20 protein-coding genes are annotated in these 22,934 nt (G+C 60.5%); 5 read left to right on the top strand and 15 right to left on the bottom strand.

The window, feature by feature from the left end:
* Window positions 1-17 precede the first annotated feature (17 nt).
* Window positions 18-470 (bottom strand): carboxymuconolactone decarboxylase family protein, encoded by a 453-nt coding sequence (locus ABDX87_RS26130; RefSeq protein WP_346830487.1) that lies wholly within the window; start codon window positions 468-470, stop codon window positions 18-20.
* 190 nt (window positions 471-660) lie between these two features.
* On the opposite strand from ABDX87_RS26130, the gene ABDX87_RS26125 reads away from it, so the two are divergent.
* The 3 genes from ABDX87_RS26125 to ABDX87_RS26115 all read left to right on the top strand — a co-directional run bounded on the left by ABDX87_RS26125 (window position 661) and on the right by ABDX87_RS26115 (window position 4,176).
* Complete coding sequence (locus ABDX87_RS26125) at window positions 661-1,767, top strand: Gfo/Idh/MocA family protein (protein WP_346830486.1); 1,107 nt, start codon at window positions 661-663, stop codon at window positions 1,765-1,767.
* A 257-nt stretch (window positions 1,768-2,024) separates the two neighbouring features.
* A complete protein-coding gene (locus tag ABDX87_RS26120; protein ID WP_346830485.1) occupies window positions 2,025-3,608 on the top strand; it encodes an aldehyde dehydrogenase (NADP(+)) in 1,584 nt (527 codons plus the stop codon).
* A gap of 226 nt (window positions 3,609-3,834) precedes the next feature.
* The gene (locus ABDX87_RS26115; protein WP_346830484.1) at window positions 3,835-4,176 is read left to right on the top strand and encodes an FKBP-type peptidyl-prolyl cis-trans isomerase; all 342 of its coding nucleotides are present in this window, start codon (window positions 3,835-3,837) and stop codon (window positions 4,174-4,176) included.
* Between the two features lie 1,485 nt (window positions 4,177-5,661).
* Here the strand turns inward: ABDX87_RS26115 and ABDX87_RS26110 are convergent.
* The 14 genes from ABDX87_RS26110 to ABDX87_RS26045 form a co-directional block, all read right to left on the bottom strand.
* Entirely contained in the window at window positions 5,662-8,055 is a 2,394-nt protein-coding gene (locus tag ABDX87_RS26110; RefSeq protein WP_346830483.1) for a response regulator, read from the bottom strand.
* Between the two features lie 78 nt (window positions 8,056-8,133).
* Window positions 8,134-8,595, bottom strand: coding sequence for a response regulator (locus ABDX87_RS26105; protein WP_346830482.1), 462 nt, complete (start codon window positions 8,593-8,595; stop codon window positions 8,134-8,136).
* A 19-nt stretch (window positions 8,596-8,614) separates the two neighbouring features.
* Window positions 8,615-10,870 carry an ATP-binding protein gene (locus ABDX87_RS26100; protein WP_346830481.1) on the bottom strand — a complete coding sequence of 752 codons (2,256 nt, stop codon included), beginning with the start codon at window positions 10,868-10,870 and terminating at the stop codon, window positions 8,615-8,617.
* A gap of 146 nt (window positions 10,871-11,016) precedes the next feature.
* Entirely contained in the window at window positions 11,017-12,957 is a 1,941-nt protein-coding gene (locus ABDX87_RS26095) for a response regulator (protein WP_346830480.1), read from the bottom strand.
* Window positions 12,947-13,822 carry a sensor histidine kinase gene (locus ABDX87_RS26090; protein ID WP_346830479.1) on the bottom strand — a complete coding sequence of 292 codons (876 nt, stop codon included), beginning with the start codon at window positions 13,820-13,822 and terminating at the stop codon, window positions 12,947-12,949. The genes ABDX87_RS26095 and ABDX87_RS26090 overlap by 11 nt, the downstream gene beginning before the upstream one ends.
* Window positions 13,815-14,828, bottom strand: coding sequence for an ATP-binding protein (locus tag ABDX87_RS26085; protein WP_346830478.1), 1,014 nt, complete (start codon window positions 14,826-14,828; stop codon window positions 13,815-13,817). Before ABDX87_RS26085 ends, ABDX87_RS26090 begins: the two co-directional genes overlap by 8 nt.
* Window positions 14,819-15,223 (bottom strand): anti-sigma regulatory factor, encoded by a 405-nt coding sequence (locus tag ABDX87_RS26080; protein ID WP_074756768.1) that lies wholly within the window; start codon window positions 15,221-15,223, stop codon window positions 14,819-14,821. Before ABDX87_RS26080 ends, ABDX87_RS26085 begins: the two co-directional genes overlap by 10 nt.
* Complete coding sequence (locus ABDX87_RS26075; protein ID WP_346830477.1) at window positions 15,220-15,582, bottom strand: STAS domain-containing protein; 363 nt, start codon at window positions 15,580-15,582, stop codon at window positions 15,220-15,222. Before ABDX87_RS26075 ends, ABDX87_RS26080 begins: the two co-directional genes overlap by 4 nt.
* A 4-nt stretch (window positions 15,583-15,586) precedes the next feature.
* Complete coding sequence (locus ABDX87_RS26070; protein ID WP_346830476.1) at window positions 15,587-16,441, bottom strand: STAS domain-containing protein; 855 nt, start codon at window positions 16,439-16,441, stop codon at window positions 15,587-15,589.
* Between the two features lie 266 nt (window positions 16,442-16,707).
* Complete coding sequence (locus ABDX87_RS26065) at window positions 16,708-16,983, bottom strand: DUF1652 domain-containing protein (RefSeq protein ID WP_346830475.1); 276 nt, start codon at window positions 16,981-16,983, stop codon at window positions 16,708-16,710.
* Window positions 16,984-17,156: 173 nt separating this feature from the next.
* A complete protein-coding gene (locus tag ABDX87_RS26060; protein ID WP_346833618.1) occupies window positions 17,157-17,693 on the bottom strand; it encodes a hypothetical protein in 537 nt (178 codons plus the stop codon).
* A gap of 110 nt (window positions 17,694-17,803) precedes the next feature.
* Complete coding sequence (locus ABDX87_RS26055) at window positions 17,804-18,025, bottom strand: hypothetical protein (RefSeq protein WP_346830474.1); 222 nt, start codon at window positions 18,023-18,025, stop codon at window positions 17,804-17,806.
* Between the two features lie 123 nt (window positions 18,026-18,148).
* A complete protein-coding gene (locus ABDX87_RS26050; RefSeq protein ID WP_346830473.1) occupies window positions 18,149-19,273 on the bottom strand; it encodes a DUF1615 domain-containing protein in 1,125 nt (374 codons plus the stop codon).
* A 63-nt stretch (window positions 19,274-19,336) separates the two neighbouring features.
* The gene (locus tag ABDX87_RS26045) at window positions 19,337-20,338 is read right to left on the bottom strand and encodes a GlxA family transcriptional regulator (RefSeq protein ID WP_346830472.1); all 1,002 of its coding nucleotides are present in this window, start codon (window positions 20,336-20,338) and stop codon (window positions 19,337-19,339) included.
* 103 nt (window positions 20,339-20,441) lie between these two features.
* Here ABDX87_RS26045 and ABDX87_RS26040 point away from each other — a divergent pair, with 103 nt between their 5' ends.
* Both ABDX87_RS26040 and ABDX87_RS26035 read left to right on the top strand, forming a co-directional pair.
* Complete coding sequence (locus tag ABDX87_RS26040; RefSeq protein WP_346830471.1) at window positions 20,442-20,993, top strand: cysteine hydrolase family protein; 552 nt, start codon at window positions 20,442-20,444, stop codon at window positions 20,991-20,993.
* Between the two features lie 519 nt (window positions 20,994-21,512).
* Window positions 21,513-22,916, top strand: coding sequence for a sodium:solute symporter family protein (locus ABDX87_RS26035; RefSeq protein WP_346830470.1), 1,404 nt, complete (start codon window positions 21,513-21,515; stop codon window positions 22,914-22,916).
* The last annotated feature ends 18 nt before the right edge of the window (window positions 22,917-22,934 follow it).

The raw sequence follows: 22,934 nt of genomic DNA, 5'->3' as shown, positions 1-22,934 counted from the left end.
TTCTTGTCAGCGTGTCGTCACTCCACGCCTTGCCCGAAACTGATCCTCAATCGGTTCCAGCTGTTGACCGTCGAAATCAGCAGCGTCAGATCAACCCGCTCACTTTCACTGAAGTGCGCCGACAGCCAGGCGTAATCTTGATCCGGAGCATGGCTGTCGGCGATGCGGGTGACGCTTTCGGTCCAGCCGAATGCCGCCTGCTCCCGTTCGCTGAACAAGGGCGATTCGCGCCAGACGGCCACCGCGTAAAGCTTGCGTTCCGATTCGCCTTGCAAGCTCGCTTCGTGGGTATAACGGTCCACCGACCAGGCACAACCATTAAGCTGCGACACACGCAACTTGACCAAGGCTGCCAGCGACGGTTCAAGGGGCAGCCGATTCACCGCCTGCTCAAGCGTTTGCATGGCCTTGATCGCAACCGGCGAAACCGAGGGGTAGTCGAGGCGAGGACGGTCTATCGGGGTGCGCATGGCGACGCTCGTTGTCAAAGACAGATCGCAAGCTTAAGCGCCGCACGCCACGGCTCCCAATAGCCAATCACTGGAAAGGTCGGGTAGCCATTTCCCGACGATACGCGGTGAAAGGGAACTTCCGCCGCGCTCGCCTGCCGACTACAGAGGCGCCGGACACTTCGTCCGCTGAATAAAGGAGGCTTTTCACATGCCTGACTCAAACGGCAAGGTTCGCTATGCGGTGGTCGCCGGGGGCTGGATTTCCCAAGGGGCGTTCATGCCCGGACTGGAACAGACCGACAACTCGGTGATGACTGCGCTGGTCACCGGCGACCCGGTGAAAGCCGACGAACTGGCCGCGCTGTATGACCTCAAGAGTTATCACTACGACGAGTTTCAAACACTGCTGACGTCGGGTGAGATCGACGCGATATATCTGGCAACGCCGAATTTTCGTCATCGGGAATTCGCCGTGCCTGCGCTGGAAGCCGGCATCCATGTGCTGTTGGAAAAACCGATGGCGAGCAACGAGGAAGACTGCCTGGCAATTGCCGAAGCCGCCAAACGCTCGGGCGCAAAACTGATGGTCGCCTACCGTTTGCACTTTGAGCCGGGCACGGTGGAGATGATCAGTCGCGTCAGGGCTGGCGATATCGGCGACCCACGGCTGTTCACTGCAACGTTCGCGCAGACAACCGACCCTGCCAATCACCGCATGCAGAGTGGATTCGACGCTGGCCCGGTCGCCGACATGGGACCTTACCCGATCAACGCCGTGCGCAATCTGTTCGCTGCCGAGCCGCTGGAAGTGCACGCGGTGGGCATCAAGACGCCGGGCCGTGAGATCAACACCTTCGACACAGTCAACGTCACCCTGCGTTTTGCCGAAGAACGCCTGGCAACGTTTACCGTCAGCTACAGCTTGCCGTCCAGCCAACGTTTCCAGTTGATCGGCACGCAAGGTGAGTTCGAGGCGTCGCCGTGCTTCGGCTTTGGCAAAGGCGTGGCGATCACCTACCGCGCGATCATTGATGGCACCACCACCGAGCACAGCCACCCGGTCGTCGATCAGTTTGGTGGAGAGACGCAGTATTTCTCCGACTGCATCCTGCAAAACCGCGAACCGGAGCCCGATGGTGACGAAGGCTGGCGCGATGTCCGCGTGGTCGAGGCCGTCGAGCGTGCGTTGATCACGGGTAAGCCACAGAAGCTGGAACCACTGCCTGAACGTCCGGGCATCGGCATCGAGCAGGCACGCCGCCTGCCGCTGGCCAAGGTGCCGCCTTATATCAATACCGACGAGCCTAACGCGTAAGCATACGCGTCCGATGGAGCGCGCTTGCGCGGGGAGCAACCTGTTTGAAGGCCGCTTCGCGAGCAAGCTCGCTCCCACATTGCTGGCCGCGGTTTCCCGGACGATCCGCGCCTTGCGGGCAAAAAGATGCAGTTGTATGATGTCTGTCAACTTTCGATAACCCTTGGGTTATTGTCGCTTTGCTTCATGCACGTCCAGAGATTCCCTGTCAGGCGCCTCGCCTGATCGTTTCGACCCAAAAATAACAGGAGAAGCAGATGCCTACCGTTCTCGGTCAGAACTTTATCGGCGGCGCCCGCAGCGGCCTCGGCGAAGCACGCCACAAGAGCCTCGATGCCACCACTGGCGAAGCCCTGCCCTACACCTTTCACCAAGCCACTGACGGCGAAATCGACGCCGCAGCCCTGGCTGCAAAAGAAGCCTTTGCTGAATTCCGCCACCTGAGCCCGGCGCGCCGCGCGGAGTTCCTGGACGCCATCGCCGACGAACTCGACGCACTGGGTGATGACTTCGTTGCCCTCGTTTGCCAGGAAACCGCGCTGCCGGCCGGTCGTATCCAGGGTGAACGCGGCCGTACCAGCGGTCAGATGCGCCTGTTCGCAAAAATCCTGCGTCGTGGCGACTTCCTGGGCGCTCGTATCGACCTGGCACTGCCTGATCGCAAGCCGCTGCCGCGCGTTGACCTGCGTCAGCAGCGCATCGGCGTCGGCCCGATTGCCGTGTTCGGTGCCAGCAATTTCCCGCTGGCGTTCTCCACCGCCGGTGGCGACACCGCTTCAGCCCTGGCCGCCGGTTGCCCGGTCGTGGTCAAGGCGCACAGCGGCCACATGGCGACCGCGGATTTGGTCGGCCAGGCCATCGTTCGCGCTGCTGAGAAAACTGGCATGCCCAAAGGCGTGTTCAACATGATCTTCGGCAGCGGCGTGGGTGAAGGCCTCGTCAAGCATCCGGCCATCAAGGCCGTAGGCTTCACCGGTTCGCTGCACGGCGGCGACGCCCTGTGCAAACTGGCCGCTGCGCGTCCTGAGCCGATTCCGGTCTTCGCCGAAATGTCCAGCATCAACCCGGTTGTCCTGCTGCCAGGCGCACTGTCGGCCCGTGGCGCTGCCATCGCGGGTGAACTCGCGGCTTCGGTGGTCATGGGCGCCGGCCAGTTCTGCACCAACCCGGGCGTGGTGATCGGCATTCGCTCCCCTGCCCTGACCGCATTCACCGAACAGCTTCAAGAGCACATGGGTGGCCAGGCGCCGCAGACCATGCTCAACGAAGGCGGTCTGCGCAGCTACAGCAAAGGCGTTCAGAAGCTGATGGCGCACCCGAGCGTCACTCACCTGGCGGGCAAGCCGCAAGAAGGTCGTCAGGCGCAGGCTCAGCTGTTCAAGGCGGACGTCAGCATGCTGCTCAACGATGACGAACTGTTGCAGGAAGAAGTTTTCGGCCCGACCACGCTGCTGATCGAAGTGGCTGACGACGCTGAACTGAAAGCCGCTTTGCAGGCCCTGCGTGGTCAACTGACAGCCACCCTGATCGGTGAAACCGCCGACCTGCAGAAATACCAGTGGCTGGTTCCGGTGCTGGAAGAGAAAGTGGGCCGCATTCTGGTCAACGGCTACCCAACCGGGGTCGAAGTTTCTGACGCCATGGTTCACGGTGGCCCATACCCGGCGACCTCCGATGCACGGGGCACCTCTGTCGGCACGCTGGCGATCGATCGCTTCCTGCGTCCGGTCTGCTACCAGAACTACCCGGACAGCCTGCTGCCGGCCGCCCTGCAAAACGCCAACCCGCTCGGCCTCAAGCGCCTGGTGAACGGCGAGTGGAGCAGCGACGTCATCGCATGATGAAGTCGTGATCCGCTGAAACGAAAAAACGGCGCGGCCTGCAGAGGACGCGCCGTTTTTTCATTCTTGGAAACGCATCAAGCGATGGCGGTGCAGTGAATGAACGCTCGTCTCGCGAATGAATTCGCTCCCACAGTGGATAGGCGTTGCTGGGACAAGGATTGCCAGTCAGGGCGAGCGGCTTTAGCATCGTCGCCAGCCCTCTCACGCTGTCACGGATTTAGCCATGAACGACGAATTACAGATCATCGACCTGCTGGAAGGCACCGGCAAAGCGGCGGTCAAGGGCGCGTTGATCACCACTCAATACACCGGCACACTGGAAGACGGCACCGTGTTCGATTCGTCCTGGGACCGAGGCAAACCCTTCCAGTGCGTGATCGGAACCGGTCGCGTGATCAAGGGATGGGACATCGGCATCATGGGCATGAAAGTTGGCGGCAAACGCAAACTGTGGGTGCCGTCGCTCCTGGCCTACGGCGAACGCTCGATGGGCGCGCACATCAAACCGCATTCAGACCTCACGTTCGAGATCGAACTGCTGGAAGTGCTGACGCGGGATGATTGAGGAAGGTCGGCAAGCTGTTGGCGTTTATGACCATGGCGAATACGGTGGAACTGGTACATCGTCGGTGACCGACACACCGCTTTCGCTGCCCTCGTAACCTCGGACGTCTCCCACAGGTATCGCGGTGGCCGCATGCTTCGCGGCGGAGATCAAACCGCTGGAAGTTGCCAAGAGTATCGCGTTGAAACCAAGCTCTATGGCACGCGTCAAACAGCTGGAAGTTTCCCGCCCGATCGGGCAGGCCAAGGTGTCATGACTGCCCAAAGACCTGTGGGAGCTGCTGGAGGTTACGACAGTGGCGAATGCGGTGGGACAGGTACATCGTCGGTGACCGACACACCGCTTTCGCTGCCCTCGTAACCTCGGACGTCTCCCACAGGTATCGCGGTGGCCGCATGCTTCGCGGCGGAGATCAAACCGCTGGAAGTTGCCAAGAGTATTGTGTTGCATCCAAGCTCTGTGGCACGCATCAAACGGCTGGAAGTCTCCGCACAGGCTGGTCAGGCCAAGGTGTCATGACGGCCCAAAGACCTGTGGGAGCTGCTGGAGGTTACGACAGTGGCGAACGCGGTGGGACAGGTACATCGTCGGTGACCGACACCCCACATTCGTCCGAAATGCGGCCCATACCCTCGTCACCTCGGACGTCTCCCACAGGTATCGCGGTGGCCGCATGCTTCGCACGCACACCTCAAACCGCTGGAAGTTGCCATGAGTATCGCGTTGCACCCAAGCTTGGCGGCACGCATCAAACGGTTGGAAGTCTCCGCACAGGCTGGTCAGGCCAAGGTGTCATGACGGCCCAAAGACCTGTGGGAGCTGCTGGAGGTTACGACAGTGGCGAATGCGGTGGGACAGTGACATCGTCGGTGACCGACACAACGCTTTCGCTGCCCTCGTAACCTCGGACGTCTCCCACAGGTATCGCGGTGGCCGCATGCTTCGCGGCGGATATCAAACCGCTGGAAGTTGCCAAGAGTATTGTGTTGCATCCAAGCTCTATGGCACGCATCAAACAGCTGGAAGTCTCCCGCCCGATCGGTCAGGCCAAGGTGTCATGACTGCCCAAAGACCTGTGGGAGCTGCTGGAGGTTACGACAGTGGCGAATGCGGTGGGACAGTGACATCGTCGATGACCGACACCCCGCATTCGTCCGAATTGCGGCCCATACCCTCGTAACCTCGGACGTCTCCTACAGGAATCGCGTTGCATCCACGCGCTGTGGCACGCATCAAACAGCTGGAAGTCTCCCGCACAGACTGGTCAGGCCAAGGTGTCATGACGGCCCAAAGACCTGTGGGAGCTGCTGGAGGTTACGACAGTGGCGAATGCGGTGGGACAGTGACATCGTCTGTGACCGAGACACCGCTTTCGTCCGAATTGCGGCCCATACCCTCGTAACCTCGGACGTCTCCCACAGGTATCGCGGTGGCCGCATGCTTCGCGGCGGACATCGGACCGTTGGCAGCCCTGTGTCGCTGCACCTAAGATGCGACGCCTGCACCCGTCTTCGTCAATACGTTCGCCAGCTTCCTGGCCAGCTCTTCTTCCTTGTACGGTTTCTGCACGATCAGTTGCTGATCGACCTCGAGGATGTCGATATCCGCAAAGCCGGTGATGAACATGACGGGCAATCCCGGGTAATCGCGCCGGACGATTTCGGCCAGCTCGGCACCGGTCATGTTTGGCATGGCGAAGTCGGTGAGCACCAAATCGATGCCGGGATCGATCTTTTTCAACGCTTCATTGCCGTTCTCGGCTTCGACCACCGAGTAACCCAACGAGCTGAGCATCGCTGAGGTCACCGCGCGCACATCCGGGTCGTCGTCCACCAACAGAATGGTCCGGTGTAACGCGTCAGCGTCCGTGTAGCCGGGCGTGTGGGAGGCAGTGACCGCCGGCGTTGGAGACCGGGCGATGCTGGGCAGATACACCTTGATGGTCGTGCCGGCATTCTCGGCGGTTTCGATGCTTACGCCACCCCCGGATTGCTTGGCAAAACCGAAAACCTGCGCCAACCCCAGGCCTGACCCCTTCCCCACTTCCTTGGTGGTGAAGAAAGGCTCGAACGCCTTGGCCAGCACTTCTTCGCTCATGCCGCAACCGGTGTCGGTCACCGAGAGCACCACGTAAGCGCCGGGGTCCGGGTCTTCAGGCCGTTGCGGCAGGCGATAGACGATTTCGTTGCCGGTGCTCAGGTGCAGCTGTCCGCCTTGCGCCATGGCGTCGCGGGCGTTGATCGCCAGATTGAGGATGATCATTTCGGTCTGGGTCGGATCGACCAACGCGTTCCACAGATCCTCAGCCAGTTCCGTTTCGACCCAAACGCTGCCACCCAGCGCACGGCCCAGTAATTCGCGCATGCCGCCAATGGTGTCATTGAGGTTCAGCGCGACCGGCTCCAGACGCTGCCGGCGTGAGAACGACAGCAACTGGCTGGTCAGCTTGGCGCCACGCTCGCCGGCTTCGCGGATGTTCTGCAAGCGCTGCGGCGACTTGGTGAGCACGCCTTTTTCCAGGTCTCGACCCAGAAAGTTCGCGCTGGTAAGGATCACCGTCAGCAAGTTATTGAAGTCGTGGGCGACCCCTGCCGTGAGCTGCCCGACCACTTCCAGGCGTTGCATCTGCTGGAGCGCCGCTTCGACCCGTTCACGCTCGCGGATCTGGTCACGCAAACGCTTGTTGGTGGCCGCCAACTCATCGACCACCGCACGCTCGCTGGTGATGTCGCGAACGGCGGCATACATCAGTCCTTCGTCCGGCACGAGGGTCCAGGACAACCAGCGATACCCGCCTTCGGCGTGGCGCATGCGATTGACGAAACGCGTGCTGACATTGCCTTTGGCGACACTGGCTGTCTCGCGCAGGGTGGCGTCCAGATCGTCCAGATGAATCAATTCGCCCAGGCTGTGGTCGTTGAAATCGGCGCGCGTCCAGCCCAGCGTCGCTTCCCAGGCCGGGTTGAGCGCAATGGGTGTCAGATCGAAACTGAACACGCCCAGCAACTCCCGGGAGAGCTCCCAGGTACGGTCACGTTCACGGGTGCGCTGCACGACACGCTCGCCCAGAATTTCGTTGAGTTGATGCAATGCCTGCGTGGCCTGCTTGCGCTCGCTGATGTCCTGCATGACGCCGGTGAAGCGCACACATTTGCCATCTTCGAAGAGAGAACGGCCATTAGAGAACACCCAACGCTCCTCATCGCCCTCCACGAGCAACCGGTGTTCGATCTGAAAGCCGGTGTCGCCCGCAAGCGCCGCGGCGACCTTGCGCTGTAGCAGATCACGGTCATCTGGATGGCAGCGCGCAAACATGAACGCCATGCTGACCTGCGCATCGGCGGGCAACCCATAAAGGGTCTTGCAGCGCTCATCCCACAGCAGCGTGTCGGTCGCGGGATCGTAGGTCCAGACACCCATGTCGGCCGCTTCGATGGCCAGCTGCGCGCGCACCTCGGCATCTTGCAGCGTCTCTTCGGCGCGCTGGCGCTTTTCCCGCTCGCGCACTTCGGAGACTGCACGGACGACGGCCTTGGGCAGCATCTTCAGGTTTTGCTTGAGGACATAATCGATGGCGCCCATGCGCATCATCTCGACGGCATGCTGTTCGCCAAAAATCCCGGAAAGGAAGATGAACGGGATATGGGGCGCGAGGCGCAATGCGCAATTGAGCACCTCGGGACCAGAAGACCCGGGCAGCAGGTAGTCACTGAGAATCAGATCGAAATGCTGAGCAAGCAGCTCTCGTTCCACGTCCTGATGGTTGTAGACCAGGGTGGCGTCTATTTTGAGCCCACTGTTTTCCAGCGTGAGCAGCGTCAGTTCGGCATCATGCGGACTGTCTTCAACCAGAAGCAATTTGAGCAGCGATAGCGGCATGAATAGTCGTCGTTCATTTCATGAAGGCCCGCGCCGCCAGCACAAAGCAGGACAGCACAGACCGGATCAGCGCTCGAATCAAGAGCCCGGGCGGCGTGCCAGTCGCAGGGAGCCTGGCGGCGGCTCGTTGAGAACGGCCCAGAAAACCCCGAGATCGGAGATTGCCGAGACGAATTCCTTGAATTCGACCGGTTTGACGACGTAAGCGTTCACTCCCAACGAATACGCGCGTTGCAAATCGGGTTCTTCACGGGAGGACGTCAGCATCACCACAGGGATGCTGCGCAGTTCGTCGCTTTCGCGAATCGCCTTGAGGACTTCAAGGCCATCCAGCCTGGGCAGTTTCAGGTCGAGCAACAGCACCGCCGGGTTACCCGCGACACGGTCCTGGTACTGATTTCGCCGGAAGAGATAATCCAGCGCTTCGACGCCGTCTCGCAACACGATCACTTCGTTGGCCAACTGGCTACGTTCAAGAGCGACCAGTGTCAGCTCGAGATCGTTGGGATTGTCTTCAACCAGCAGAATGGGTTTTAACATTGGGCGTCTCCTCGGACACTCAAAGGGTTACGCTGAGACTGCGCTTTGGCAGCGCAAAGTAAAAAGTGGCTCCTTGCCCTAACTGGCTGTTTGCCCAAACCGAACCGTCGTGCCGCTCGATGATACGGCGCACGCTGGCAAGCCCGATGCCGGTGCCTTCGAATTCCTCCATGCGGTGCAGACGCTGGAATACGCCGAACAGTTTGCCCGCGTATTCCATGTCGAAGCCCACACCGTTGTCGCGGATGTACACCACCACCTGGCCGTCCTCCTCGTAGCTGCCGATCTCGATCACGGCAGCCGCCTGATTGCGGGTGTACTTGATGGCATTGGACAACAGGTTGCGCATGGCCAGATGCAAAAATGCGGCGTCGGCGATCACCACTGGCAACGGTTCGGGAATCGACCATTGCAAGTCGCGGCTTTCATAATCAGGCTGCATTTCCTTACGGATGGCATCGACCATGGCGTTCAGATCGACCTGCGAGTACCGCATGGCCGAGCGCCCCATCTGCGAGAAGCTCAGCAGATTATCCACCAGCGTGCCAGCGAACCGCGCCGACTCGCCGATGTTCTCCAGGAAACGCACCCCACGGGCGGACAGCTTGCTGCCCTCGATATCCCCCAACAGTTCGGCGTAACCGGCGATATGCCGCAACGGCGCACGCAGGTCATGGGACACGCTGTAGGAGAAGGCTTCGAGTTCCTTGTTCGATTTCTTCAGCTCCTCAGCCAGGGAGGCCATTTCCTCCGCCTTGCGCAGCACGATACCCAACACCGCTGCGCGTAATTCCACCACGCCCTCGGTGTCCAGTTCGTCCCACGGCCGGGAAAAACCGCGGACGGTTTCCCGCCACCGTGCAAAGCTATGACGCGGGCTGAGGGAACCGCTGTCGGTGATAACCTTCTCCGGTTCACCGGCCCAGTCCACGACCCGGGTCTGCTCGGGGCGGAACCAGATGATGTAATTGGAATGCAGCTCGGAAATCGCCATGGCCAGCACCCCGCTGACCGACTGGCTCAACCGGGGTAACTCGGGAATGTCACGGCCGACGTTATCGGATTGGAACACCTCGTGCGTATCCCGCTGGCTGAGCCATCGGGTCAGCGCCTCAATCTGTTCCCGGTCGGGGGTTTCGCCGTACACATCCAGCGTCGAGTCTGAGATCACCGCAGCACCGGTGGCCTCGACGAAGGCCAGCAGCACCTCAGGCATCGAGCGCAGGCCACCGGTCACGCTGTCCAGATCCGCCATCGCGGCAAGCATCTGTACGATTTGCCGACGCAAGCTGAGCATGCGTTCGGTTTTGGCCTGCGCCTCCTTGGTTTCGATCTGCAGGGACAGGACGCTGCCCAGCAGCTCACAGGCGGTACGGGTCTGGAAACTCACGGAGCGAGGCGTCGCGTGGTGACAGGAAATCAACCCCCATAACTGCCCGCGCACGACGATGGAGATCGACATCGAGGCGAGGGTCTGCATGTTGCGCATGTACTGCAAATGCACGGGCGATACGCTGCGCAGGGTTGCGAAGCTCAGGTCCAGCGGGGCGCCGGTGACCGGGTTGTTGGCCGGGATCAGGGGCGACGGCTGATAGTTCGCATCCTCGATGACACGAATGCGGTTCGCCAGATAAAGCGCCCTCGCCTGCGAGGGGATATCGGAGGCCGGGAAACTGAGACCCAGATAATTCGGATAGTCAGCGTCGGCGATCTCGGCGTTTACCCGGCCATTGCCCTCGGCGTCGAAGCGGTAGGACTTCACCCGGCCAAAACCGGTGATGCGTTTGACTTCCGACACCGAGCGCTGGCACAGCGCGTCGATGCTTTCGGACTCTTCCATCTGACTGATGAACGTGCGCATCAGCGGGTAGACGTTGCCGTAGGCCGTCGTCATGTCGCTGGAAGGCTCGAACTCGGCAATCAACACCTGATCGTGCCGATGAACCATCATCGCCGTTGGCAAACCTGCACGACTGCCTTCAAGAAAGCGCACATCGCCCACATGAAAGGGGTTCTGGTCTTCCTCTGGCAGCGCGGCCAGCCGGGCCAGCAGATCCTGGCAGTCGTCGAACACCCGCGTCAGTGGCGCACCGATGAGCGTCTCGGGTTCCAGCCCCAGCCAACGGCCGACGTTGGCGCTGACCTGACCGATTGTCATCGTCGCCTCATCGATCACCAGCAAAAAGCCTTGAGGCTGAATACTGCCTGGAATCTTGATCGGTTCACGGGCGCAATTGTCGATCGCGCTCTGGTGAAGTTCCTGGCTGAGGGTCAAAACTAGATCTCCTTCACCTTCCGCGAGTCTCGCAAACAATCGCCGAAGGTGTGTGCCCGATGGCTGGCACCGAATGAATTGGCGCGCAGATTAACAAATGTTACGCGTCCATATGTACATCTTGCGCTGGATGTCCGGTTGACGGGTCAGCCATCCAGCATCTTCCTCACCTTATTGAGGAATTCAACCATTTGAAACGGCTTGGTGATCATGTCCATGCCTTCCCCAAGAAAGTGCTGTCGGTTAAGGGCATTTTCAGCGTAACCGGTCATGAACAGCACCGGCACCTCCGGTCGCCAGACACGCACGCGTTGCGCCAGCTCCCGACCGTTCATCATCGGCATGCCGACGTCGGTCAGCAACAGATCGATTGACGGGTCATGCTCTGCCATCGACAGCGCTGTCGACACGTCACCGGCCTGCGTGCAGCGGTAGCCAGCGTCGGTCAGGATTTCATTGACGAACATGCGCACAGACGCTGTGTCCTCGACAATAAGGACATGCTCGCCCGCGCCAAGTTCGACACTGTCCGGCAGTTCTGGCGGCACTGCCGTCTGATCGACAGCAGCCGGTAACATCAAGGTGACTTCCGTACCGTGCCCCACGACACTGCGCACGTGCACGTCTCCGCCAGTCTGGCGCGCAAAACCGTAAATGGTGGAAAGCCCAAGGCCCGTGCCTTCCCCGATCGGTTTGGTGGTGAAGAACGGGTCGAACACTTTGTCGATCAGGTGGTGCTCGATGCCCGCTCCGTCGTCTCGAACCGTCAACGCAATGTACGGGCCGTCTTCCAGGCGTGAATTCCCCTGGGAATAGGCCTCGTACGTGCTGATCCAGATGTTACCGCCTTGCGGCAGCGCGTCACGCGCGTTGATGACCAGGTTCAGCACTGAGCTCTCCAGCTGGCCGGAATCAACCATCGCCACCGCGCTGCGAGAGGTCAGCTCAAGCGTCAGTCCGATGCGCTTGCCCACGGTTCGTCTGATCAGGTCCTCCAGAGAGCGGACATTCTGATTCACGTCGATGGGACGTGTATCCAGCGGTTGCTGACGTGCGAATGCCAACAATCGATGGGTCAGCGTCGCCGCACTCCTGGCCGAGGCCAGCGCTGCATCGGCGTAGGCCAGGACTTTTTCGGGCCGCCCGTCTTCGGTGCGTTTCTTGATCAGTTCAAGACCCGTGACGATACCGGTCAACAGGTTGTTGAAATCGTGCGCGATGCCGCCCGTAAGCTGGCCGAGCGCATCCATTTTCTGCGCCTGAAGCAACTGTTGCTCGGTTCTTGCACGCTCCGCGACCTCGTGCGCCAACTGGTTGTTGACCGAGTCCAGTTGTTGCAGATGGGATTGTTCGCGGCGCCGGTGTTCGGTGAGGTCCTCGATGAACACTAGGCTTAATTCGGTCGCACGGTACGGCGAGACCTGCCATTCCGTTTCCCGCAGGTCTCCTTCGACCAGCATGCTCAGTGAGCCCTTCCAGCGCTCTCCCGAGACGAGTGCCTCGCGCAGACCGGCGATGACGGAGTCTTGCTCATCTGCAAAACACTTGAGTACGGACTGTTCGGTAAAACTTTGTGCAATCAGACGCGCGAACGCGTGGTTGCATTCATGGACCTTGAGATGACCGTCCATGACGGCAATCGGCGCCGAGACATTGACGAAGATCTCGCGGAAACGGTTCTCGCTTTCGCGCAGGGCAAATTCGGTGTCGCGTACACGCAGCAGCGTTCGAAGGGTTGCCAGCAACACGTCGGCGTCCACGGGATGCACGAGGTAGGCATCGGCGCCCGCCTCAAGGCCCGTGACGATATCGCCGGTCTGGATCGACGCCGCCGACACGTGTACCACTGGCAGCAACGCCGTACGCGGCTCGGCGCGTAACTGGCGGACGATGTCGAAGCCACTCATGTCCGGCAGGTTGACGTCGAGAATCAAGGCGTCCGGGATCTGCTCGGCGATCAGGTTGAGCCCTTCGGTACCGGTTCCCGCTTCCAGCACTGTGAACCCATGGCGCTCCATTCGCCGACGCAGCGCGTAACGCGTCGCGGCGTTGTCGTCGACGATCAGCAACCGGGTTTCAGCTTTCATCAACGTGCTCCTGCGCCAACGCCAACGGGATGACCACAAAGAACGTCGAGCCGACGCCAGGCTGGCTTTCCAGGCCAACCCGACCACCCAGCAGCTCGGCGAATCGTTTACACAGCGACAACCCCAACCCGGTGCCCCGAAGGCGCTTTTGCAACGGGGAGTCGACTTGCGCGAAGTCTTCGAACAGGGCGCCGTGAAGCTCGGCAGGAATGCCAATGCCGGTGTCCGTGACGGCGAAACGCACTTCATGTTCACCTTCCAGCCGGGCGGAGATACGGACCTCGCCGCGCTGGGTGAATTTCAAGGAGTTGGAGATGAAGTTGCGCAGGATCTGCGCGAGTTTCTTGTCATCGGTGTAAAGCCGGGGCAGCCCCATCGGCTCTTCGAAAATCAGGTCCACCGCCGAGGTGTCGACAATCGGTCGGAACATGCCGCGCAAGGCCGAAAACAGGTCGAGCATGTCGAACCACGCGGCCGAAATACTGATGCGCCCCGCCTCGATCTTCGCCAGATCGAGCAGGTCATCGACCATGTCGCTGAGCTCGCGAGCGGCAGTCCGGACGAACGCAACCTGCTTGTGTTGCTCCGGACTGAGCGGGCCGTCCAGCTCATCCGTCAGCAGGCTGGCGATACTCAGAATCGAACCCAGCGGCGTTCGAAACTCATGGCTCATGTACGAGAGAAACCGGCTTTTCAGATCCGACGCCTGACGCAACTGATCTGCCTGCATGTCGAGTTCGGCATAGAGCGCCAGAACCCCCTGATTGGTTTCATCAAGCTCGGCACGCAGCGCTGCCGCCTCCTCTCGCAGTTGCAAAAGCTCCGCGCACGCCTCAGGGGCACCGTCGACAGCGTTGTCAGTCATCAAACGTCTCCAGAACAATCACCAGTACCGTCACGTCATCCCTGCCCCGGCTAAAATCGCGATGCAGCACGGCCGCGATAATCGCCGGGTGTCGGTACATCAGACCTGGATAGTCGCGAAGATTCCATCGAGATTGCAGACCGTCGCTGTACAGGATCAACAACTTCCCGGTGCAATCAACGTGGTCCACCACCGGAACCTTGCGGTACTGCAGGCCGACGATGCCGGGGTGTGACACCAGGCCTCGCGGTTTGTCCTCGGTGATCAACGTGGCGCCGATGTTCCCGATGCCGATAAAGCGCAATTGGTCCTGCTCGCCATTGAATTGCGCCACCGCGACCGCGCCGCCGCGCGTCCCGCGCATGTCGTGGTGAATTTCTTCGAGCAATACGCCCGGGTCGGCAAAGGGCTCACGATTGAACGCGGTGGCGCCGGCTTTTGCCGCGTCTTCGGCTTCCGGGCCATGGCCAAGGCCGTCAATCATCAGGATGCTCACGTGCGAACCCTTGATTGCCAGTTCCCAAGCGTCGCCACAGGCCGGATCGCCGTGCAGTGAATGTTGGGTCACGCCCACGCGCAGGTCCCTGACCGCAGAATGACGGGGATAAAATCGCGTCAGCAGCACGGTACCGCTGGTGTCAGTATGCACGTCGAATACCTGCGCCTGACGCAACATTGAGCCCAGCCCGATGCCCTGCGTGCCGCGCGTGGAAAACCCGTCGGCCATGCAATCCTGCAGATCGAAACCCTGACCGCGATCAATGGCAATGACCTCGATACCCAGCGGACTTCCCGGCAGCACACGCAGGTGCAGTTCACCATTGCTGGCATGCTTGAGGATATTGCTGGCGAGTTCAGTGACCACCAAAGCCACGCGACCGGCGTCCGTGTCATCGAACCCCGACTGCTCTGCGAGTCTCTGCGCGGCCCTTCGGGCAAACCCTACCTGACTGCTGTCTTCGATCGGCAGCACGTGCGTCAGGCTACTGTGCAATCTCAGGTCCATTTGCAGATCGTCACTCGCGTGCCCGCGCCGGGCGCCGTTTCCAGTTCGAAATCGTCGACCAGCCGCTTGGCCCCGGTCAGGCCCAGTCCCAATCCGCCGCCAGACGTCCAGCCGTCGGTCATCGCCAGCTTCAGGTCGGGAATCCCGGGGCCTTCGTCTCGAAACGTCAGGCGTAAACCAGTACGGGCGCCGTCCTCGATGATTTGCCAGTCCATGTCGCCGCCACGGCCGTAGGTCATGGTGTTCCGCGCCAGTTCGCTGACCGCCGTCACCAGCTTGGTCAGGTCGATCAGACGCATGCCACACTCTTGCGACAGTTTGCGCGCCAGCTGCCGTGCCAGCACCACATCCTGCTCTATATGAATGCCTTGGGTGCCGCTGCTGCGCACGTTCATCGGGAATAGGCCCGCTCACGCAACAGCGTCATGCCTCGCTCGACATTCAGCGCAGTGCTGACGCCTGGCAGCGTCATGCCCAACTCCACCAGCGTGATCGCGACGGCAGGCTGCATGCCGACCAGAACGGTCTCGGCATCCATGATGCGCGACAGGCCCGAAATCATGCCGATCATGCGACCGATGAACGAGTCGACCATGTCCAGTGCCGAGATATCGATCAGTACGCCCCGTGCCGACGTTCGGCTGATCCGCTCGGACAAGTCGTCCTGCAGCGTCAGCGCGAGCTGGTCATGCATGTCGACTTGAATGGTGACCAGCAGAAAGTCGCCCATTTGCAGGATTGGAATGCGCTCCATGGCCTTATACCGCAGCCTTGGAGACCGTCAGACCCAGACGGCGCAGTGCCAGCGCCAGCGCGTCGGCCAGGTTGGCTTTGGTCACGACACCCTGGAGGTCCAGCCCCAGATGAACAATGGTCTGCGCGATCTGCGGACGCACGCCGCTGATAATGCAGTCGGCGCCCATGAGGCGGATCGCGGTGACGGTCTTGAGAAGGTGCTGGGCGACCAGCGTATCGACGGTCGGCACGCCGGTGATGTCGATAATCGCGATTTCCGAGCCGGTGTCGACGATCCGTTGCAGCAGGGACTCCATCACCACTTGCGTGCGCTGGGAGTCAAGGGTGCCAATCATCGGCAGGGCAAGCACGCCGTCCCACAGTTTGACCACGGGCGTAGACAGCTCCAGCAGTTCTTCCTGCTGACGCTTGATCACCGATTCGCGGGATTTCTGAAAGGTGCGGATGGTGTGCATGCCCAAGGTGTCCAGCAACTGGGAGATTTCCCAGAGCTGTTCGGCGAGCAACGCAGGCTGCTCGCTGTACGTGTGTTGCAACAGCGCAAACACCGCGCCTTTGAGCGCGAAGATAAAATGAGCGGTCTGCTGCGAGTCCTGTCCGGCCAATGCCCGCTGATGAGAGAGCTTTTCCAGAAACTGCCGCGTCTCGTCCCATTCAGCGGTCGTGATGCTGTGCGAACCACCCTTTTCCAGCACGGCGGTGAGCAAATGCAGAAACTCCGATGCCTGCTGATGCAGGTCTTCGGTCTTCAGATTGCGCGTGGCGCCGCTGGCTTCAAGGTCCGCCAGCCAGCGCTCGGACAACTGGGCTTCGGCACGGCGGAGAGCGTCGACGGTGGTTTGCTGCAGTACTGCCATAGGGTTGGCTCCTGAATGTTGTATACGCCGTTTCGATACGGTGGTGATTCGGCGACGGCGGGCACAAGAAAACCGGTCAGACAGTCTCTCCGTTCCGAGAGGCATTCCCTAACCTGTTAAATGCAAAGCGCTTTTTAACGCCAAACGATGGAGACGAAATACCTCCGCCTACCTTTGGTGTCAAGATAACATCACCGCTCGACAAAGGTTCCGTCGAAAGTGTAGATAATTTACGCAGGGGCGCTTCGAACCGGTACTGGTAGGCTTCATGCACCGCGAGAGGCCGCGAAGAAGGCAGGGGTCGAACCAAACGGCGTGACACAGGTTCGCAAGTCGTAACGCAGTTCGGCCACCAGCTCTGCGACCCCACGCATGGTCGTCACATTGGCAATGGACACGTTTTCGACCAGCATCGCCACGGTGCCGGTCTGGGGCTCGAAGATTTTCACCATCAGCGCACCGCCCGGCATGAGCGTGCACTCACAGGCCAGGGGCAGGAACGCACTTTCCAGGGTCCTGCGCAATTCAGGGGTAAACAGCATTTCACCACCTCCATGTCAATTGAAGCCGGGCACCCGCTTGCCCGCCTGATACCAGACCGATAAACCAGTGTAGTCACGGCTTCGAATGCCTCGCGCCCAGCGTGACATCGATGTGCGCTGAATCACACTTCCCGTGTGGACGCTACGCACATCTGCTGCATCGACGGGCTGACTCAAAAGGCCATGTCGGTGGTTTGCGCATAAATGGAGAATGCGCCGAGCAGGAACCAGAACACGCTGAACAACCAAGGCGTACGCATGGAAAACAACAACGACTTGCGATAACCCTTCTCGCTGGATTCATGCTCACAGAACAAGGGGGAATCGTCATAGGCGAGCCCCATCGCAGGCTGGCTGTGCAACAACTGGCTTTGTTTGAAGTGCCAGTGGTCGATGATCTCGTACGCTGCACGAATGCCCGGCCAGGCGTGCATCGAGCTGATCAGACCCAACAACGTCAGAAAAGGCGGCACCACCAACGTGAACAACTTGCCCCACTCCGGGTTGAGGTTGGCCATCGACGAGGCGAATGCGATCACCAGAAACGACTGGGCAGACAGATAGGCGTTGGTGCGGTTGGAGAGAATGGCGGTTTCGTACTGGATTTCTTTGCGGTAGAAATCCAGGCGGTCCTTGGGGGAACCGAACAACAACGCTTCGGCCGCTTGTGTATCCGGAACGGACGGGCCACCGGTGCTGCTCGTAATGATGGAGGGACTAACGGGGTCAAGACTCAAAACCAGTGGCTCCTTGAAAATGCGGACTCAAAAAAGCCGAAGACAGGGCATTGACCCCGCTCCGGCAGCCCGACGGTATTGTGCTAGCGCAAGTCATCGGAAAGCGGTGTGGGTTCGTCTACGGGCGGCACGTCTGCCGAAGGCGGCTCGTCCCAGTCGACCGGGCGCTGCTGCTTGTCTTCCTCGCGTTGCTGTTCTTCGCGAAAGTCCTCGTCATCCATGGCATCCGGATCCAGATCGGCTTCAGCGGGAGACGTAGGAGTAACGGGCGGGACGCTGGTGGGGAATTCAGAATCGACTGGCATAGGCACCTCTGCTGTAAAGGCCCTGATGTGCAGGGCAATTACAGTTTCGAGAAGCGCATCGCCAAGGGGTGCCGAGATTTGGACCAGCGGTCGTGTGGATCGTCGAGCCAATGACGACTGCCGCTACTTGAGCTTCCCCGAAGCCCGCGTCATGCAGCGCACTCGGCGCTCTTCAACGCGCTGGGCAAACCAGGCCGTGGTCAGCTTGCGGGTGATCTTCGGACTTTCCAGCACGATACCCGGCAAAATGGCTCGCGGCAGCGGTTTGCCTGCTGCCTTGTCCGCCAGGGCGAACACCTGTTTATAGAGATCGGTGTCCTCGAACGCGAGGGTCTCGCCCTTCTCCAGCTGGCTGCGAATCGTCGGATTGCGCATGCCCAGTTGCGTGTGCAAGCTGCGAACGGCCAACTCGGTCTGGCCCAATGACGGCCCAAAACCGTAGCTGATCAGGTCGCCATCCAACGCCAGGCGCTTGCCCGACACACGCGCCAGCGCGCTTTGAAACGCTGCATTGCGGCTGGCGTACCAGCCGGCATTGAAATCGGCAAAACGGTAAATCGGTTTGTCATAGCTGACCGGATACCCCAACAGGTGGGCGATACCGAAGTACATCCCGCCGCGACGACTGAACACCTCATGTCGGATCGAGCCGTCAACCGGGTACGGATAACCCTGCGCCTGACGCTCGGCGAAGTCGATGCTGACTTGCATCGGTCCGGCCGTGTGCACCGGATTGAAGTTCCCGAACAGCGTCCGCCCAAGCGGCACCATGCCGATGAAATCGTCAAAAATCGCGCTGAGGTCTTTTTCGGTGCGCGCGGCGTTCAATCGCTCGTTATAGGTCTTGCCGGTGGGCGAGCGGATGTCCAGCGCGCTGCGCACCAGCAGGTTGGGAATGTGCGCCTTGCTTGCCCGGCGATCGATTTCGTCCTGAGCGATCTTGCCCATCCCCGGCACGGCCGGGTCGACCTGAAAATTCGATTCCTGCTCGGTCACCGCCACCGCTGAACAGAGGTTCTCGACGGTGGGATCGATTTTCTGCGTTTCAAACGCGGTGTAGATGTCCGTCGCCCATCCCTGACGGTCTGCCACGCCCGCCGGCAACAGCCGCACGATCTCACTGCGCACCAGGTCCGGAGGGGGCGGCGGTGACGTCTGGCCACGCTGGGTGCCGCAACCGGCGAGCAACGCCAGCAGGGTGACCGTGATAAACGCCGTGGCGTGGCGCGTGAATCCGTTCGCAGGCATGGCCGCTCCTTCGCAAGGTGAGTTGCCGGGTTGGACAACGTCGGGAATCGAGTGACTCATGTGTCAGCCACGCGCCGTCACCACCGGCGTACCGACACCAAATTTGTTCCGGTATTCGCTGGGCGCAAGCCCGGTGATTTTCTTGAACGTCGAGCGGAAGGCCGCCGGGTCCTGGTAACCCACGGTCCAGGCGATGTGATCCACCGTCCCGTTGGTGAATTCGAGCATTTCGCGGGCTTTGCCCACCCGCACGTGCTGACAGTACTCAGTCGGCTTCAAGCCGGTGGCGGCACGAAACCGCCGCAGAAAGGTGCGCTCTTCCAGCCCGGCGCGCTGTGCCATCTCTGCGAGTGAAACCTCTAGCGCCCCGGTGCTTTGCAGCCAGTGCTGAACGCTCAGGATGGCGGCGTCGCCATGACCGAGAATCGGCGCGAAGTTGCTGCCGCACTGTTGTGCGCTGTCGCTGTGTTCGATCACCAGAAAACGAGCGGTCGCCGTGGCGATGCTGGGCCCCAGAAAACGGTCAACCACACGCAATCCCAGTTCCGACCAGGCCATCAGCCCCGCCGTGGTAATAATGTCGCCATCGTCGATGATCGGTTTGTCGGCATGCACGTTGATCCTGGGAAAACGTTCGCTCAACGGCTTGGCCTGCGTCCAGTGCGTGGTGGCCGCACGCCCATCGAGCAACCCGGTCTGCGCCAGCACGAAAGCACCGAGGCAGACGGTGCCGATGGTGGCGCCTGCGGCGTGCTGCGCCTTGACCCAACGCGACAGCCCTTCCATTGCCTCAGTGTCGGGCAAACCCATCAGCGAGGGCGGAATCAGCACCGCAGCCAGCGGACCGCTCTGCCCGCTCCACGAACTGCTGAACACTCGCTGAGGCTCACACTGCGTATCGACCTGCCAATGGCTGACGCGCAAATGGGGCAGTTGTGCAGAGGCATGCTCATCGGCCATGCGGTTGGCAACTTCGAACAAGTCGGTCAGTCCATGAATCGCCGCCGTCTGTGAGCCGGGATAAATCAGCAGGCCGATGTCGGCGACTGCCCTTTCAACGTTCATTGTCAGTTTTCCCTCGTCAAATGTCGGTGTCGCCAATCCTCGCATCGCGGCGCAGGGTCGATACTGGTCCCACATCCATTCCATCCCAACCGAGGAAGCAGACATGTCCAAATCAGCGCTCATCGTAGTCGATATCCAGAACGACTACTTCCCTGGCGGCAAATGGCCTCTGGTCGGTGCCGATGCCGCCGCCGACAACGCGGCGAAGATCATTCAGGCAACACGGGACAGCAACGGCCTGGTGGTTCACATCCGTCACGAGTTCACCCGCGAAGATGCGCCGTTTTTCACCCCGAATTCCGAAGGCGCGAAGCTGCACCCCAGGGTGATCAACCAAGGGGAGGAGTCGGTAATCCTCAAGCACTTCCCCAATTCCTTCCGGGAAACCGGTCTGAAAGCGCTGCTGGACAAGGAAGGTGTCGAGGAATTGGTGGTGATCGGTTCCATGAGCCACATGTGCATCGACGCCACCACCCGTGCAGCGGCAGACATGGGCTACAAGGTCAGGGTCATCCACGATGCCTGTGCCAGCCGTGACCTTGAGTTCAATGGCACCACCGTGCCGGCCGCTCAGGTGCATGCGGCGTTCATGTCGGCGCTTGGGTTTGCGTACGCCGAGGTGATGTCGACTGAATCACTCTTGAACGGACAATAAGTCACACAGAGGCAGCGTGCTTACGACGGCGGTGATTCCAGTCAGGAGAGAAGCGCTGACTCACCGCACTCGTGAGCACGCGAATCCCCGCGGATCAGGCCTAGACCCCAGAAAGATTTTCAATAACGCGTCCGCTGACGTCTTGCGTCTTTGCGCGCACAGATCAATGGCTCTTGATTAGCGCACTCACAGGCGTACGATTGCCCTACGTTGTACGATGACGTATAACGGTCGCTTCGTATTGAGTTGCCTTCCAACGTTGATCACGAGCCTCTAATAACAATGAAAATACACACACGCTTCCGCCCTGCACCCGCCGTTTGCTCGGCTTCTTCGTCCGACTTCTCCCCTTCCAGCCCCGCCCGACATTCGCAATAGCATGCTCCGGCACAGCAAGGCCTGCGCCAGACCTGCGCCCGAAACTCGCCACGTCGTCTGACAACAACAGGCGCTTGGACACATTCCACACCCGCTCGACTCACCCGACCACGCGCCCTGTCACCTGGGGACGGAGAGAACATGGACCCAAGAATAACAATCATCCTTTGCCTGACCGCAGGCTACTTCGTTGTCATGTCCTACATCGGCTACAGCGTGCGTAAACACGCCAAGAGCAGTGACGGATTCACCGGCGGTGGACGCAGTTTCCCCCCCTTCCTGATCGGCGCGCTGTTGCTGTCGGAGTTCATCGGCAGCTCGGTGAGCATTGGCACCGCACAGAAAGGCTTCGAGGCCGGCATCTCCGCTGCCTGGAACCTGGTTGCCTTGTCACTGGGCTTCTTGCTGTTGGCATTGGTGCTGGCCAAGAAATACCGTGACACCGGCCTCAACACCATCTCCGGCATCCTCGCGCAGAACTACGGCCAAGGCACACGCTACGCAGCGTCCGTGCTGACCATCTGCGCCCTGAGCATCGTGTCGGTGGCGCTGTACGCCAGTGGCGGCGCCGTGCTGGCGGCGGTATTGAACATCGACAAGACCCTGGCGATTCTGCTGGTCGGGGTCATCACGGTGTTCTACGTCAGCGTCGGTGGCATGCGGTCGGTGGTCTACACCAACTTCGTGCACGCGGTCATCAAGTACATCGGCATTGTGCTCGCGCTGGCGTTCGCCCTGAACGCCACGGGCGGCATCGGCGCCATGCAAGCCAGACTGCCTGCGACCATGTTCGACTTCACGGGCGTGGGCTGGGGCCAGATCTTTGCCTGGATGATCGGCGGTATCGGTTCGATCTTCGCGACCCAATATGTGATCCAAGCGCTGGTCAGCACCAAGGACGAGAAAACCGCCAAACGCGCGTGCTTTTATGTCTCATCGCTGATGATCCCCTTCGGCCTGATGGCGGCGGGCATCGGGATGTGCAGCGCCTACCTTTACCCGGGCATCAAGTCCATCGACGCATTTCCCGTGCTCATCGCCCACATGCCGACTTTTTCGGCGAGCCTGGTGGTCATCGGTCTGGCCGGTGCGCTGTTCGGCGGCATTTCGGCCAACACCCTGGCCTCTGCCACGCTGGCGATGAAGGACTTCTACGACCCCTTCTTCAACAAGGAAAATAATGACCGCAAGTCGGTGATCTTCATTCGTCTGGCCATCATCGTCATCGGTTTCCTGCCGCTGATTCTGGCGCTGTACGCCGACAAGATCCTGTTGATCGCTTTTCTGGGTAAAGCCCTGCGCGCCACCCTCGCGGTGATCGTGCTGATGTGTTTCTACGCGCCGAAATTCGGCACCGGCCGTGGCGCACTGGCCGGCGTGATTCTGTCAGTGTTTTCGACCATCGGCTGGTTCTTGGCGGGCAACCCGTACGGCATCGACAGCTCGTACTTCGCGCTGTTCGCACCCATGGTCACCATGGCCATCGCCGAACTGCTCAAAACCGGGCGTTCAGAAGCACAACCTGTGTTAAACAAGAACGGCTGAAGCGATTTCGTCAGTGAA

Source organism: Pseudomonas abietaniphila (genome assembly GCF_039697315.1).
GTDB lineage: Bacteria > Pseudomonadota > Gammaproteobacteria > Pseudomonadales > Pseudomonadaceae > Aquipseudomonas > Aquipseudomonas abietaniphila_B.
The sequence above is the reverse complement of the archived record's forward strand: the minus strand, read 5'-3'. Positions and strand labels throughout refer to the sequence as shown.